Annotated in this window: 14 protein-coding genes; 8 read left to right on the top strand and 6 right to left on the bottom strand. The window is 66.0% G+C overall.

Translation table 11 applies throughout. The annotated features are described in order from the left end of the window. Positions 1-83 precede the first annotated feature (83 nt). Positions 84-851 (top strand): SDR family oxidoreductase, encoded by a 768-nt coding sequence (locus tag B0G38_RS02345; RefSeq protein ID WP_264667937.1) that lies wholly within the window; start codon positions 84-86, stop codon positions 849-851. A gap of 10 nt (positions 852-861) precedes the next feature. Then, positions 862-2,313, top strand: a complete 1,452-nt coding sequence (gene pyk / locus B0G38_RS02340; protein ID WP_264667936.1) for a pyruvate kinase — start codon at positions 862-864, stop codon at positions 2,311-2,313. 7 nt (positions 2,314-2,320) lie between these two features. On the opposite strand, the gene B0G38_RS02335 is transcribed toward pyk, so the two are convergent. After that, entirely contained in the window at positions 2,321-3,532 is a 1,212-nt protein-coding gene (locus B0G38_RS02335) for an MFS transporter (protein ID WP_264667935.1), read from the bottom strand. 94 nt (positions 3,533-3,626) lie between these two features. Between B0G38_RS02335 and B0G38_RS02330 the strand changes: the two genes are divergently transcribed. The 4 genes from B0G38_RS02330 (at position 3,627) to B0G38_RS02315 (ending at position 6,138) form a co-directional block, all read left to right on the top strand. Then, the gene (locus B0G38_RS02330; RefSeq protein ID WP_264667982.1) at positions 3,627-4,742 is read left to right on the top strand and encodes a WD40/YVTN/BNR-like repeat-containing protein; all 1,116 of its coding nucleotides are present in this window, start codon (positions 3,627-3,629) and stop codon (positions 4,740-4,742) included. 3 nt (positions 4,743-4,745) lie between these two features. Then, entirely contained in the window at positions 4,746-5,045 is a 300-nt protein-coding gene (locus B0G38_RS02325; protein WP_264667934.1) for a MoaD/ThiS family protein, read from the top strand. A gap of 66 nt (positions 5,046-5,111) precedes the next feature. Further along, complete coding sequence (locus B0G38_RS02320; protein WP_169995487.1) at positions 5,112-5,327, top strand: hypothetical protein; 216 nt, start codon at positions 5,112-5,114, stop codon at positions 5,325-5,327. A 67-nt stretch (positions 5,328-5,394) separates the two neighbouring features. Further along, entirely contained in the window at positions 5,395-6,138 is a 744-nt protein-coding gene (locus tag B0G38_RS02315) for a maleylpyruvate isomerase family mycothiol-dependent enzyme (RefSeq protein WP_264667933.1), read from the top strand. 27 nt (positions 6,139-6,165) lie between these two features. Here the strand turns inward: B0G38_RS02315 and B0G38_RS02310 are convergent, their stop codons facing one another. The 4 genes from B0G38_RS02310 to B0G38_RS02295 all read right to left on the bottom strand — a co-directional run bounded on the left by B0G38_RS02310 (position 6,166) and on the right by B0G38_RS02295 (position 10,982). Further along, positions 6,166-7,671, bottom strand: a complete 1,506-nt coding sequence (locus B0G38_RS02310; protein WP_264667932.1) for an acyl-CoA synthetase — start codon at positions 7,669-7,671, stop codon at positions 6,166-6,168. A 90-nt stretch (positions 7,672-7,761) separates the two neighbouring features. Continuing rightward, positions 7,762-9,468 carry a long-chain-fatty-acid--CoA ligase gene (locus B0G38_RS02305; RefSeq protein ID WP_264667931.1) on the bottom strand — a complete coding sequence of 569 codons (1,707 nt, stop codon included), beginning with the start codon at positions 9,466-9,468 and terminating at the stop codon, positions 7,762-7,764. A gap of 10 nt (positions 9,469-9,478) precedes the next feature. Next, a complete protein-coding gene (locus B0G38_RS02300) occupies positions 9,479-10,138 on the bottom strand; it encodes a pentapeptide repeat-containing protein (RefSeq protein WP_264667930.1) in 660 nt (219 codons plus the stop codon). 130 nt (positions 10,139-10,268) lie between these two features. After that, positions 10,269-10,982, bottom strand: a complete 714-nt coding sequence (locus B0G38_RS02295; RefSeq protein WP_413542013.1) for a transglycosylase family protein — start codon at positions 10,980-10,982, stop codon at positions 10,269-10,271. Positions 10,983-11,352: 370 nt separating this feature from the next. On the opposite strand from B0G38_RS02295, the gene B0G38_RS02290 reads away from it, so the two are divergent. Both B0G38_RS02290 and epsC read left to right on the top strand, forming a co-directional pair. Next, positions 11,353-14,082 (top strand): cation-translocating P-type ATPase, encoded by a 2,730-nt coding sequence (locus B0G38_RS02290; protein WP_264667929.1) that lies wholly within the window; start codon positions 11,353-11,355, stop codon positions 14,080-14,082. Positions 14,083-14,138: 56 nt separating this feature from the next. Beyond that, the gene (gene epsC, locus B0G38_RS02285; RefSeq protein WP_264667928.1) at positions 14,139-14,726 is read left to right on the top strand and encodes a serine O-acetyltransferase EpsC; all 588 of its coding nucleotides are present in this window, start codon (positions 14,139-14,141) and stop codon (positions 14,724-14,726) included. Positions 14,727-14,823: 97 nt separating this feature from the next. Here epsC and B0G38_RS02280 read toward each other — a convergent pair whose 3' ends face one another. Next, positions 14,824-15,369 carry a hypothetical protein gene (locus B0G38_RS02280; RefSeq protein WP_264667927.1) on the bottom strand — a complete coding sequence of 182 codons (546 nt, stop codon included), beginning with the start codon at positions 15,367-15,369 and terminating at the stop codon, positions 14,824-14,826. Positions 15,370-15,572 lie beyond the last annotated feature (203 nt).

Here is a 15,572-nt window from a genome sequence, read left to right as displayed (position 1 = left end):
TATTCCGTTATGTAAGATACAGTGAACGATGTTGGTGCGTTCCCTGTCAACGTTATGACGAACACGCCCTGTAAGGAGAGCAGATGACATCCCAAGCTTCGGCGCCCCAGGTGAGCACCGCCGTCGTTACCGGCGCCGGATCCGGCATTGGCCGCGCTGTGGCGCGCCAACTGCTCGCGGCCGGCTTTTCCGTTGCACTGGCCGGCCGGCGTCCGGAACTGCTCGCGGAGACCGCCGAGGACAACCCGGCGGCACTGGTGGTTCCGACGGACATCGCGGATCCGGAAGCGGTTGACCGGCTCTTCAATACGGTGCGTGAGCGCTGGGGCCGCCTCGACCTGCTCTTCAACAATGCCGGCACCTTTGGCCCATCGGCCGCTATAGACGAGATCAGCCTGGCGGACTGGAACGACACGGTGGCGGTAAACCTTACCGGCGCCATGCTGTGTGCCGCGGCCGCGTTCCGGCAGATGAAGGCCCAGCGGCCGCAGGGTGGCAGAATCATCAACAATGGTTCCATTTCCGCACACACGCCGCGGCCACGTTCGGTGGCGTACGCGGCGACCAAGCACGCCTTGACCGGGTTGACGAAGTCCATTGAACTAGACGGCAGGCCGTACGGCATCAGCTGCGGGCAGATCGATATCGGAAACACCTCCACCGGCCTCCTGCATGGAGCCGGCATCAGCGACGGGGCCCTGCAGCCGGACGGGAGCCGACGCATCGAGCCGACATTCGACGTCGAAGAAGCCGCACGCGCGGTGGTCCTCATGGCCACGCTGCCGGCCCAGGCGAACATCAACCAGCTCACCATTACCGCTTCCGGAATGCCGTACATCGGCCGGGGCTAGAGGAGACATCATGAGACAGGCAAAAATCATTGCCACGTTCGGCCCTGCCGTTGCCACCTACGAAAGTACTGTGCAGCTCCTGAGGGCGGGAGTCGACGTCGCACGTTTGAACATGAGCCACGGCGAACACGCGGTGCACGAGGAGACGTACAACAACATCCGCAAGGCCGCGGCGGAGCTGGATCAACCGATCGCGATCTTCGCCGACCTGCAGGGGCCGAAGATCCGGCTGGGCAGGTTCGCCGCCGGTCCGCACGAACTCCGCGTCGGAGGCACGTTCACGATCACCACCGAGGACGTGGCCGGCACCGCGGAGATCTGCTCGACGACGCACAAGGGCCTGCCGCAGGATGTCACCGTGGGCGATACGCTGCTGATCGACGACGGCAAGGTTGCCCTGCGCGCCGTCGCGGTGGAAGACACCCGCGTGGTCACGGAGGTCACGGTGCCCGGCGCCGTCTCCAACAACAAGGGCATCAACCTCCCGGGCGTCGCCGTGAACGTCCCGGCCCTCAGCGACAAGGACGAGGCCGACCTGCGCTGGGCGCTGCGCACCGGCGTCGACATGGTAGCCCTATCCTTTGTGCGCAATGCCGCGGACATCCGGCGCGTGCACGAGATCATGGCCGAAGAGGGACGCCGCACCCCCGTGATCGCCAAGATCGAGAAGCCGCAGGCCGTGGCGGCGCTGGCCGAAATCGTCGCCGCCTTCGACGCGATCATGGTGGCCCGCGGGGACCTGGGCGTCGAGCTGCCGCTCGAAGATGTGCCCGTGGTGCAGAAGAACGCCATCGAGATGGCCCGCCGTTCGGCGAAACCGGTGATTGTGGCGACGCAAGTGCTGGAATCCATGATCGACAATCCCCGGCCTACCCGCGCGGAGGCGTCCGACTGCGCGAATGCCGTGCTCGACGGCGCGGACGCGGTAATGCTCTCCGGCGAGACCAGCGTGGGAAAGTACCCGGTGGAGACCGTGGAGACGATGGCGCGCATCATCGAATCCACGGAACAGCACGGGCTGGAGCGCGTTCCGCCGCTGGGCAGCAAACCGAAAACCCGCGGCGGCGCCATTACCCGTGCGGCCGTGGAGATCGCGGACCAGCTCGACGCCAGGTGCATCTGCGTTTTCACCCAGTCCGGCGATTCGGCCCGCCGCCTCTCCCGGCTCCGTCCGAATAAACCCCTGTTTGCCTTCACCCCGGTGCAGTCGACCTTGAACGTGATGGCCCTGATGTGGGGCATCCAGCCGCGGCTGGTTGACTTCGCCGAACATACCGACCACATGACGGCGCAGGTGGACCGGGTGCTCTACGAGCAGAACCTGGCTGACATCGATGACCTGGTAGTGATTGCCGCCGGCTCGCCCCCGGGCCAGGCCGGATCCACCAACTCCCTGCGAGTCCACCGGGTAGGCGACATTGCCGACGCCGGAGAACAGCTGGCGGCACGGCGCCAGGCGTAGAGCCGGTTCAGCCCTTGCTCGTCGATTTGGCGACGGCCGCCAGCCCCAGCAGCCCGCAGACCAGCCAGATGGCAGCTGCGGGTCCCAGCGGGGCGGCGACCAGGCCGCCGGCCAGCGGGATGACCACTTGGCCGATACGGTTCCCGAGCAGCCTGATGGCGAGCGCAGCGCCGCGGGACTGCGAGGAAACCGCCTGGGTAATCAGGCTCATGGTCAGCGGCTGGCCGAGCCCCAGCAGGAAACCGCCGACAAACAGGGCCGTTCCCGCTACCCAGAGGGCGTCGAGGAAGAACGGCGCGACGGCGATGGCCGCGCCGGAGCCCAGCAGGCTGGCGATCAGCAACTGGTAGCGGGTCCACTTCTGGATGAGCTGGGCCAGGATGACGCGGGAAATGATCGAGGCGCCGGCCCGTACGGCCAGCAGGATGCCCACCCAGACCGGGGCTACGCCGTGCTCCTCCGCCACCAGCGGCAGGAAGGCCACCAGAATGTCGATGGCGGAGAGCAGTGCCAGCGAAGCGGCCATGTTCCAGGCGACGCCGGGGGTGCGCAGGATGACCAGCGCGCCTTCCTTCGGGAGCGCCTTTGGCCGCGCTGGTTGTCCCGCCCGGCCACTGCTGCGCGATCTGACCAGCATCGCCGGCGCACCTGCCAACGCGCTCCCGGCCGCCAGCAGCAGTGCCGTGTTTACCGACGCCATCCGGGCTTCCCCGGTAGTTTCCAGGCCGCTGCCCAGCAGCAGGCCCGCCAGCAGCGGCCCGATCAGCTGGCCCAGGGAAAAGGCCGCGGTGAACCAGCCGAACCCGCTGTCAAGCTGGCTCAGCGGGGCATACCGCGCAATGGCCGATTGGCCCGCGATGGTGAAGACCAGGTGGCCCATGCCCAGCAGCGCGCTGGCCACGCCGATCCAGAGGAAGTCTCCTGCCGCCGCCAGCAGCAACGCCGCCACGGAAAGCAGGACGGCTCCGAGCACCACCATGCCGCGCAGCGACTGCACCCGGTCGCTCACCCGGCCCAGCCAGAGCGCGGCGACCACGGGCAGGATGGCGTAGACGGCGGTAATCACACCGATCACCGCGGCATCCCCGCCGAGCGCCAGCAGCTTATAGGAGATCACCGGCCGGGCCAGGTTCAGCGCCGTCTGCGTCAGCACCGCCGCGCCGATCAGGACCCACAACCACAGCCGCGAGCTGTGCTGTTCTGCTGCTGGTTCGCTCATTTCTCCTGGTTCCCTCGAGTGCCCGCCCCTATTCTGCCCTGCCGGCCAACCGTTCACCGCAAAACCATTGCGGCGTTACGCCTGCGGTGGTCGAATAGTGTCCATGGCTACAGCCGGTACAACAGTTCTCGCGATCGGTACGAAAAAGGGCCTGTGGCTGGCTACCAGCACAGACCGGGTCAACTGGTCGCTGTCCGAACCGCACTTCTTGATGAATGAGATCCCGAGCATCGGGATCGACCAGCGCGGCGGCCGCACCCGGCTGCTCGTGGGAGCCCGTTCCGAGCACTGGGGACCCACCGTCTTCCACTCGGACGATCTGGGTGGGACCTGGACTGAACCTGAGAACGGCGCCATCCGCTTCGCCGAAGAGGACGGTGCCGCACTGGAGCGGATCTGGCAGCTTTATCCGGACGCCGAGGACCGCCCCGGCGTGGTCTGGGCCGGCTGCGAGCCGATCTCGGTCTGGAAATCCACCGACGGCGGCGAGCACTTCGAGCTCAACCGCAGCCTTTGGGCTCATCCGGACAAGGACCAGTGGGGCGCCGGCTACGGCGGGGCCGCCGCGCACTCCGTCCTGCCCAGCCCGGCGGATGAAAACACGGTCCATGTCGCCATGAGCACCGGCGGCGTTTACCGGAGCACGGACGGAGGGACCAACTGGACCGCGCGCAACCACGGCATCAGCGCCTACTTCATGCCCGATCCCAATCCCGAAGTCGGCCAGTGCGTGCACAAAATCGCACGGGATCCCGAGGTCCCCACCACGCTGTTCGCGCAGAACCACCACGGCGTCTACCGCTCGGACGACAACGCGGACACCTGGGTTTCCATCGCGGACGGCCTGCCCACGGACTTCGGCTTCGCCATGCTCACGCACCCGCGGAAGTCCGGCACCGCCTGGGTCATTCCCATCAAGGCCGACGGCGAACGCATTCCGCCGGACGGCCAGCTCGCCGTCCATCGGACCAGCGACGGCGGTAACTCCTGGACCCGGCTGCACACCGGCTTGCCGGACAACGAGTTCAACGTGGTGCTGCGCGATGCCGCGGCGGTGGACGCCTCTGATCCGGCCGGCGTCTACTTCGGTACCCGCGGCGGCTCCGTCTACGCGAGCGCCGATGAGGGCGAGGTCTTCGTCGAAGTGGCCTCGCACCTGCCGGACGTGCTCTGCGTCCGCGCCGCCACAACCAACGACGGCGGCCGGTAGCCAATGAAGGAGACCACCCTGGCGGTCACCGTCGTCGTTCCCAGTCTCCTGGCCAAGGTGACCGGCGACCAGCGCGAACTGCGCGTGCCGGTGGAGGACGTGGCCACCGTGGCCCAGGTGCTGGACCGGCTCGCCGCAGAGTACCCGGTGTTCGACCGGCGGGTGCGGAACGAGCTGGGCGCCGTCCGCCGGTATGTAAACCTCTACGTGGACGGAGAAGACATCCGCGGGCTGAACGGACCCGCTACCCGCATCGAGCCAGGGCAGGAGCTGCTGATCATCCAGTCAGTCGCTGGCGGATAGCATGGAAGCAGCCCGTCCCCGATCAGCTGAAGCCGAGCCGTACGCAACTCAACCAGGAGGTTCAAGATGACTACCGACAATGGCGGTTTGCACGACCCGAAGGAAGCCGACGCAGCCGACGTGCAGTGGCAGAACGAGCCCCTGCAGGACGACTCGGATACCGATGACACCCCTCTGGAACGCCCGGCGTCCTGGGAAGCCAATGAAGCCGACGTGCAGGAACAGGCCCTGTCCATCAACCCGGACGAAGACGACGACTACCCCCACGGCGAGGCGCCCTAGCAACGTGCCAATGGCTTCGCCGTCAACTTCGAAGGAACCGAGGAACGCCTGTCGGCAAGGAGCATCAATGGCAGCGAGTCGTGACTTGGCCACGGACCCCACCCTGCAGGAGGCACTGCTGACCGCCCGCCGCGGGACGGAGTTCTTCGACCGCAAACTCAACGAGCTCCCCGACGATGCATTCCAGGCGCCCTCGCTGCTTCCGGACTGGACCCGTGCCCATGTCATCGCACACGTAGGCTACAACGCCCGCGCGATCGCCCGCCTGATGAAGTGGGCCAACACCGGCATCGAAACTCCCATGTATTCCTCCTGGGACGCGCGCAATGCGGAAATCGAGCACGGCGCCACCCTGGCTCCCGAGGAACTGCGGGACCTTTATACGGACTCCGCCGCGCAGCTCGACGCCGCATGGCGAGACACTCCCCCGGACGCCTGGAAACACCAGGTCAAAACCGCACAGGGCCGATTAGTCCCCGCTTCGGAAACCGTGTGGATGCGCACTCGCGAAACCTGGATCCACGCCGTCGACCTGAACAATGGTGCTACCTTCGACCAGATCCCCACCGACGTCCTCAAACGTTTGCTCCAAGAGATCACCGGAGCCTGGAAAAGCCGCGACGAAGACAAAGACCTGCTCCTCAAAGCCTCGGATGCCTCAACCGTGACCGAACTCGGCGATCTCGACTCCGACAATCCCGAAATCATCACCGGCACCCTTGCCGACATCGCAGCCTTCGCCGCCGGCCGCTCCACAAACGGCATCACCTCCAGCAAGCAACAAAGCCCGACGGCGCCCCGCTGGCTCTAATGTCCAGCAGGCATCAGGCGTCAGACATCAGGCATTGGCGCGAAGCGCGTGCTTCTGGATCTTCCCGGTGGCGTTGCGGGGCAGTTCGTCGACGAGCACGATGTCCCGGGGCACCTTGTAGGTGGCCAGGCGCTGCTTGAGCTCTTCGCGCATCGCTTCGCTGGTCAAGTGGGTAGCGGGCGTAAGGACAACAAAAGCCCGCCCCGTTTCGCCCCACTTATCGTCCGGCACTCCAATGACGGCCGCCTCCTGCACGCCGGGGACGCTGAGCAGGGCGTTCTCCACCTCGGCGGGATAGACATTCTCGCCGCCGGAGATGTACATGTCCTTGATCCGGTCCTTGATGTACATGTAGCCGTCCTCGTCGACCACGGCGATGTCGCCGGAGTGGTACCAGCCGCCGTCGAGAGCCCTGGCGGCCTCCTCCGGCTTGTTCCAGTAGCCGGCCATGACGTTGGGACCCTGAACGATGACCTCGCCGGGAACCCCGGGAGGGACCGGCTTGCCGTCGAGGTCCACCACCTGGTTTTCCGTAAAGAAGTGGGCCCGGCCCGCCGAGCCGGCCTTGGCCAGTCCGTCGCGGGGTTCGAGCATACAGACGCCGGGGCCGGTCTCCGTCATCCCGAAGCCCTGCATAATGGCGACCTTCTTGTCCTGCCAAGTCCGGATGGTCCGCTCCGGCAGCGGGGAACCGCCCACCATGAACCCGCGCACCGTGGACAGGTCCGCCGCCGGGAAGGCCGGATCGCTGCTCAGGGCGTCGAGCATGGCCGGCACCAGGAACGCCGAGGTGACCCGGGACTGTTCCATCTCAGCGAGCACGGCCGGGGCTTTGAAGGTCCGGTGGATGATGATGCGCCCGCCCAGGGTGAACGTGGGCAGGGTCATCATGTTCAGCCCGGCGATGTGGAACAGCGGGGCGGCGGCAAGATGGACCTCGTCCTGCCGGAGGTCCTGGCCGATCAGCGCGTTCACGTACTGGTAGAACAGATTGCTGTGGGTCAGCATCGCCCCCTTGGGACGGCCGGTGGTGCCGGAGGTGTACATGATCAGGGCGAGGGCCTCAAGATCGACGTCGTCCTGGACCGTTTCCCCGCTCCCAGCGGCAAGGAAGTCCTCAAACAAGGCTCCCGGACCGCCGCCGTCGACGCTGAGCCACTGCTGCATATCGAGCTCTGCGGCGAGTTCCTCGGCATTACCCCGCTGGTCCTCGCCGAAGACCACAACAGTAGCGCCGCAGTCACGCAGGATGTAGTCGACCTCGGGCTTCCGGAGCCGGGGGTTGATCAGTACACACACAGCGCCGATAAGACCGGCGGCGAAGAACGTTTCCAGCAAAGCAGGATGGTTGAACCCCAGGTAGGCCACTCGGTCACCCTTGGATACGCCGGCGCTGGCGAGGGCATTGGCCAACCGGGTAACGCGCTGGTCGACCTCACGATAGGTCCACTCCCGCCCTTCGAAGACAATGGCGACATCGTCCGGGCGGACCTTGGCGCGGCGGGCAGGCCATGAACCAATGCCGAGATTCACTGCAACTCCTTCGTAGCGGGATCACGTCTCAAATCATTGAAACAGCCTTTTATTGACATTGTCAACGATTAACGCGCTGGAGGCGCTTGGCTAGGCGCCGGTCACGGGCCGCGCTAGCTGCTCCTTGACCTGTTTGCGCAGCACCTTGCCCAGCATGGACTTGGGCAGTTCCGCCACGGCCACAATCCGTCGGGGAACCTTGTACGCGGCCAGCCTGCCGCGGCAGTAATCCCGCATGTCCTTTTCGGCGGCCTCGTCGAGCGTGGCCCCGCGCCGCAGCACGACGGCGGCGGTGACGTCCTCGCCGCCCTCGGCCCGCGGAAGACCAACGACGGCGGCGTCCGCCACCTCCGGATGCGAGCGCAGCGCGTCTTCAACCTCTGTCGGAGAAACGTTGAAGCCGCCGGTGATGATCAGGTCCTTTACCCGGTCCACGATCCGGGCGTTGTGCTGCTCGTCCACGGTGACGATGTCGCCGGTGCGCAGCCAGCCGCCGTCCAGCAGGGTTGCGGCAGTTTCCTCCGGCTTGCCCCAGTAACCCTGGAAGACCTGCGGGCCTCGGATCAGCAGCTCCCCCGGCTGGCCGGGGTCGACGTCGTGCGTTGGATTTTCCGGATCCACGACCCGCATCTCGGTGTTGGGGAACGGGACGCCGATGGTCCCGTTCCGGCGGTTGGGGCCGAAGGGATTGCCCATCGCCACCGGGGAGGACTCGGTCATCCCGTAGCCCTCCACCAGCAGGCCGCCGGCGGTGCCTTCCCAGAGATCCACGGTGGACTGCGGCAGGTTCATCGCCCCGGAAATGGCGAACCGCACGCGGCCCAGGTCCACGCCGCGCTTCTTCGCCTCGGTGGCGGTCCGCTCGTAGATGGGCGGCACGGCGCAGAAGATGGTGGGCGGATGCTTCTTCGCGGCAGCAAGCACCAGGTCGACGTCGAACTTTGGAAAGATCACCACGCGCGATCCGGTGAGGACGCCGAACGTCAGGTGCAGGGTCATGCCGAACGCATGGAACATCGGCAGCACCGCATACATGACCTCCTTGCCCTCGTCCACGCCGTGCATCCAGGCGCGGCCCTGCTCAGCGTTGGCGCGCAGGTTAAGGTGCGTGAGCATGGCGCCTTTGGGATGGCCGGTGGTGCCGGAGGTGTACTGGATGGCGGCCAGGTCCGTGACCCGCGGCATGGGACGGGACTTGCGCAGCGGCCTGGCCTTCAGCAGCTTCTCCCAGGGAACCGTGTTCCGGACCTTGGTGGTCAGCGCCTTGTGTGCCGTGCGGGCCGCGGGCACCGGAAGTTTCAGCGCCAGCCGCTTGGAGCGCGGCATGGCACGGGTGAGGTCCACCGACACAATGGTCCTGACGGCAATGTCCGCGGGGAAGTCCTGGACCTTGGCCACCACGTTGTTCCAGACGATGGCCACCGTGGCCCCGTGGTCCTCGAACTGATGGCGGAGCTCGCGCTCCGTATATAAGGGATTGTGTTCAACAACGACGGCGCCAAGCCGCAGCACCGCATAGAACACCACCACATGCTGGGGGCAGTTGGGCAGGATCAGGGCAACCCGGTGGCCCGGCCCCACTCCCAGCCGGCGCAGCCCCTCCGCCGCGCGGTCAATCTGCTCGCCCAGCTCGCGGTAGCTGGTAGTCGCGCCGAAGAAGTCCAGGGCGGTTTTCTTCCGGAACCTGCGGACCGAGTCCGCCGCCATGTGGCTCAGGGACTCGGTGGGAAGCTCAATCTCGGCGGGCACCCCGGGCTGGTAGTTCTGCAGCCAGGGCCGGTTCTCTACGGTTGACAATGCGGTTCCCCTAACCTTCCACGCGGATGCCGAGTTGCTCGGCAAGAATCGGAGCCAGCAAATTCAGCTGGTAGTCATCCACTGTTGCTCCCTTAAGACCGCCCACGCCGCGGATCATGCTGAATTCGCTGCTGCGCAGGTCGAAGTCTTTCAGGACCGCATGTGTCACATCCAGCGTCCCGATGCGGCAGTTCTGCAAAGCCACGCGCAGACCGCAGGCGCCGGAGAGGTCCAGCTCGTCGATGATGCAGTCGGAGATCAGCACGTCCGTGAGCTTGGAACTGCGCAGATTCATGTAGCCGAGCTTGCCGCCGTCGAAATGGACGGACTGCAGGGCCGAGTCGAAGAGTTCCGCGGAACCGAGCCTGGTCCGGGTGAGTTCAATGTCCCGCCAGCTCGAGCGGGCGGCGCGGAAGACGGGTGCGTACAACTCCTCGAACCGGCAGTCGGTAAACCGGGCGCCGCGAAGCTGGGTTTCGTTCAGGGCCACGGAGAGCAGCTCGCACTCCAGGAACGTGATGCCGGTCAGATCCAGCCCGTCCAGCTGCACGGTAGTGTAGCGCTGGCCCTCGCAGTTGTCCCCGCTGAGCAGGTCCGCAGAATCGAGGTCTTCGAGATTCGCCAGCCGGACCGGATCCAGTCTGGGGGCCGCCGTCGCACTTTTCGCCATGCTGCCATCCCATCACATCCGGAAAGGACCATTGGCCGGGCAGCAGAAAGCCCCGCGCAGTTGGGGGGAAACGCGGGGCTTTCTTGGGTAACTGCGTGGCAAAACGCAGTTGGTTTAGGTCAGCTGGGCCTTAGTTGGCCGGCAGCTGCAGAACCTGGTCAACGAAGATCAGGTTCGGGTTGCCGACGGTGTCGGCGTTGGCTGCGTGCAGAGCCTGCCAGCCACCCTCGATGCCAAGCTCGGTGGCAATGGTGTTGAGGGTATCGCCAGCCTGGACGGAGTAGGTCTCGCCGCTGACGGCAACCTGGGCCTGGGCCGGAGCGGCCGGTGCCTGGGCAACGGGCGCCTCGGCAACCGGAGCCTGCTGGACAGGTGCCTGCTCGACGGGGGCTTCCTGGACCGGAGCCTCCTGCACGGGTGCCTGTGCCACGTTGTACTCGGCAGGCGCCGGGGCCGGTGCCTCGGCAGGTGCCGGAGCAGGTGCTCCGCCGCCGCCATTCAGGCCCAGCTTGGCCGAGCATGCGGGCCAGGCGCCCCAGCCCTGGGTGGCCTGGACGTTCTCGGCTACGGCAATCTGCTCAGCCTTGCTGGCATTCTGCGGGCTACCGCTGCCGCCGAATGCTGCCCAAGTGCTGGGGGTGAACTGCAGTCCGCCCGAGAAGCCGTTGCCGGTGTTGGTGCTCCAGTTGCCGCCGCTTTCGCATTCGGCCAGGGCGTCCCAGGTGGCGGTGTCGGCAGCGTTGGCCGGCGTTCCGACCATGGCTACACCGGCACCGGTGAGGGCTACTGCCGCAAGGCCTCCGCGCAGGGCACGGCTGAAGTTCTTGTTCTTATTTGAGTTCACGATGCTCCGCAGGGCCACCTTCGCTCCATCCGTCCCCGGACTTCATTGCGCCGCCGTCAACCACTCGTAGTATCGAGGTCATTTCCGACGTCTGCCATGTTGACGGCATTTGGTGTTGGGCAGCGCCGAGCAATTCGATTTTCAGTAAGTCTGCCGGTTAGGATCCGGCTCCCCTGAGCGGGGTTTCATCCCCGCACAAGCCGCCACGTTACCGGACCGTTACCAACGATGCAAAATCGTGATGAATCGTTCGGCGTGTCGCACCATGCGTCCTAGGGTGTTTTGCGCTGTGTATCGCGTCGCGGTTTGCCCGCTACGCTGGGGCCAGCAGGACGGCCGTTCCGGCGGGCCCGCGGAGAGGGGATTTGCCATGGTTTCCGGTGGCGCTGAAAACGCCTGGCACACCGTCTCACCTGCGGAAACGGCTGCTGCATTCGACGTCGAGCCCGCCGCCGGATTATCGACGGCGGCGGTGCGCGCGGGGCAGCAAAAACACGGCAGGAATCTGCTCGCCGAGGGTGCCAGGATTCCCGTCTGGAAAAAAGTCCTGCGACTGCTGGCGGACAAGATGATCCTGGTCCTGGTGGCGGCCGCCGCCGTCAGTGCCGTCGTGTCCCGCGAGTGGGAAACGCCTGTGGTCATTTTCGCTGTCATTGTGCTCAATACGGTGCTGAACTACGTCCAGGAAAGCCGGGCCGAGAGCTCGCTGGCCGCGCTGCGGACGATGTCAGTGGATACCTCGCGGGTGCGCCGCGATGGCCGCGAGGAGGAAGTTCCCAACGAAGAACTGGTGCCCGGGGACATCGTCCTGCTCGACGCCGGCGAAACCGTCCCCGCGGACGGCCGCGTGCTGGACGCCACGCGCCTGCAGGTAGCCGAGGCGGCGCTGACTGGTGAATCCCAGCCGGTGGAGAAGTCTTCCCGCACGCTGGAGAGTTCTGACCTGCCGCTCGGCGACCGCGCGAACATGCTGTTCATGAACACGGACATCAGCCGCGGCCGCGCGGTCATGGTAGTCACCGGTACCGGCATGAACACTCAGATCGGGGCGGTCGCCACCCTGCTGGAAAGCGCCGGCCCGGCCAAAACCCCGCTGCAGCGCCGGATCGACCAGCTGGCACGGCTGCTGACCATCGTGGCCCTGGTGGTGGTGGCCTTCGTCTTCCTCCTGGGCCTGCTCCGCGGCCAGTCCTGGTCCGAACTCCTCATCACCGCGGTCTCGCTGGCCGTAGCCACCATTCCGGAGGGCCTTACCGCCGTCGTCGCCTTCACGCTGGCCATGGGCGCCTCCCGGCTGGCCAAACGCGGAGCCATCATCAAGCAGCTTTCCGCGGTGGAAACCCTGGGCAGCACCACCCATATCGCCACGGACAAGACCGGCACGCTGACGCTGAATGAGATGACGGCGCGCCGCCTGAACACCGCAGGCCGGTCCTTCCGCATCACGGGCGAGGGCTACGCCACGGACGGCAAAATCCTCAGCGGCGACGGCGAACCGCTCCCGGCCATGCCGGATGCCCTGCTGGCTATGGCCTTGTGCAACGATGCCTGGATCCGGGACGGCAAGCTCGTAGGCGATCCCACTGAAGGCGCGCTTGCGGTGCTGGCGGAGAAGGGCGGAATGGACGTCGAAGAAGTCCGGCGGCGCCACCCGCGCGTGGCCGAGGTGCCGTTCGATTCGGATTACAAGTTCATGATGACGTTCCATGAACACGACTTCACCCGCGGCGACTCTGTTCCGGCCAGGTTCCGCTGCTTCGCCAAGGGCGCTCCGGGCCCGTTGCTCGAGCGCACGGATTCGATTCTGACCGACCGCGGGATCGAACTGCTGACCGACGATGACCGTGAGCGCATCCGGAGCGATACCGAGGCGATGGCGGCCGAGGGCCTGCGCACGATGATGATCGCCGGCCGCAGGCTGGATGCGGACCTGCCCGAGGATCCGGACGAGCTGCGCGGACTGGCAGGGTCGCTGACGCTGTACGCCGTCGTCGGTATTGTCGATCCGCCCCGCACCGAAGCCGCCGAAGCTATCTCCACAGCCCGCGAGGCCGGGATTGTTGTCCACATGATCACCGGCGACCACCTGGCCACGGCCTCCGCCATCGCCGGCCAACTGGGTATCGAAGGCGAGGCTGCCACCGGAGCGCAGCTGGACGGGATTGACGACGGCGAACTGACCGGCCGTGCCGCCGGCTTCGGCGTCCTCGCGCGCGTGGCTCCGGAGCACAAGATCCGCGTGGTCAAGGCGCTGCAGAGCGAAGGCAACATCGTGGCGATGACCGGCGACGGCGTCAACGATGCCCCCGCCCTGAAGCAGGCGGACATCGGCATCGCCATGGGCATCACCGGCACGGATGTCTCCAAGGGCGCAGCGAACATGATCCTCACGGACGACAATTTCGCCACGATTGTCGCGGCCGTGCAGGAGGGCCGCGGCATCTACGCGAACATCATCAAGTTCGTGAAATTCCAACTCACGACGGCGTGGGGTTTCGTCCTGATCTTCCTCACCGCCGGGGTCCTCGGCCTCGCCGGCGGGGCGCCGTTCACGGCGCTGCAGATCCTCTGGGTGAACATCATTATGGACGGTCCGCCCGCGCTGGCGCTCGGGGTGGATCCGGCGGAACCCGGGATCATGCGGCAGAAACCGCGGCCCGCCACCGAACCGCTGCTGACGCGGAACCGGCTGCTGCGGATCCTCGGACTCGGGGTGGTGATGGCTGCCGGCACCATCGCCGTCCTGGTGCTGGCGCCCGTGCTGTTCCCGGACAGCGCCGGGGATCCCCTGCTGGCCAGCACCCTGGCCTTCACCACGTTCGTGTTCTTCCAGGTCTTCAACCTGCTCAACGTGCGCTCCGACGCCGGTTCGGTCTTCTCGCTGCAGACCTTCACCAACCGCAGCATCTGGGTGGCGCTGTTCGCCGTCGTCGTGCTGCAGGTCCTCGTGGTGCATCTGGAACTGCTGCAGGGCTTCTTCGACACCACGGCACTGACGTCGGCCCAGTGGGGTCTGGCCCTGCTGGCCGGCTCCTTGGTGCTGTGGGTGGAAGAAATCCGCAAGGCCGTCGTCCGGAGAAGACTGCGGGGAATACACTGATCCGGCCCCGGGTTGCCTCGAAGGGAACCAGAACCGCTACAAGGAGTTGATTGACCGTGGCCAGGAACAGCCTGCCGGCACTGCTGCGCGAGGACCTCAAGGCCGCGCGTGCCCAGGATCCGGCCGCGAACTCGGATCTGGAAGTGGGCTTCGCCTACTCCGGCGTGCACGCGGTCTGGGCGCACCGGATTGCCCATGCCATGTGGAACCGGCCGCACCTGCGCACCGGCGCACGGCTGCTCTCCCAGTTCGCACGCTTCCTCACCGGGATTGAAATCCATCCCGCCGCGACGCTGGGCCGCCGGGTGTTCATCGACCACGGCACGAAGATTGTCATTGGCGAAACCGCGATCATCGGCGACGACGTGATGATGTACCAGGGCGTCACGCTCGGTGGCCGGGCGTTGGATAAGACCAAGCGGCATCCCACCATCGGCAACCGCGTGATGCTCGGATCTGGTTGCCGCATCCTGGGCCCCGTGACCGTTGGCGACGATTCAGCGATCGGTGCCAACGCCGTCGTCGTGACGGATATCCCCGCCAACTCCGTAGCCATCGGCGTGCCTGCGCAGTGGCGGCATAAGGACGGCAACTACCCGCTGGATCCGCGCCTGGACCTGATCGACCCCGCGTTCCTGCTCTGATAAAAGACCGGCAGCGAAATACCGGCAGCCGGGCAGTAGCGTCACTTGGGACGCTGCCACCCGGCTGCGGTAAGGCCTTTGCGGTTAGCTCAGAGGGTTAGCTCTGGCGGCGCTTGACCATGAAGGCACCTGCTGCGCCAGCCGTGACCAGCAGGCCAAGACCTGCTGCGCCCCATGCCGCCGGGGATACCGACGTGGTGGCGGCGGAACGGTCTGCCTTCAGTTCCTTGGGTTCCTTCTCGTCCTTGGGTCCGGTGTGCCCCTCGGCCGGCGGGCCTGTTACGACAACGGAAGCGGTGCCGATTTCTTCGCTTTCGTAGCCCTCCACGGAGATCCAGTGACGGCCCGGCTTTTCGATCGAAATCTCTTCCGAGAACTCGCCCGAGGCGTTGGCCGAGGTGGTCTTCGTGAAGCCGCGGAAGTTCTTGGTGGACTGGTTCTGTGCCACGGTGATGGTGGCGTCTTCATTGGCCTCGAGGCCGGCGCCCGAAACGGTGAACTCTTCGCCGGCCTGGACGCTGCCGGCTGAGACGACTACGGAAAGTTCCGGGGCGGGGTACTGGGCCTCGGCGGCGTAGGCCGCGGTACCCGCTGACAGGGTGAGCGCAGCGGTCAGGGCCACTGCAGAGACTATCTTCTTCATACTTGATGCTCGATTCGTGATGGGGAGAGTGCGAATCACTGACAGAACTGCGGACAGGCCAAAGGGCGCTGCTAACTGCGGCGCCCCCGATGTGACTTTAGCGTTTCACCCACCTAAAGCAACCCTGTGTGGCCTCAAAAGAGGACATATCATCAAAAGTTAACCTCGGCCTGCTGCTCCAAAAGAGGCGCCGTTTCGGCGTC

It is taken from the genome of Crystallibacter permensis (assembly GCF_025960875.1).
GTDB classification, from domain to species: Bacteria; Actinomycetota; Actinomycetes; order Actinomycetales; family Micrococcaceae; genus Crystallibacter; species Crystallibacter permensis.
The sequence above is the reverse complement of the archived record's forward strand: the minus strand, read 5'-3'. Positions and strand labels throughout refer to the sequence as shown.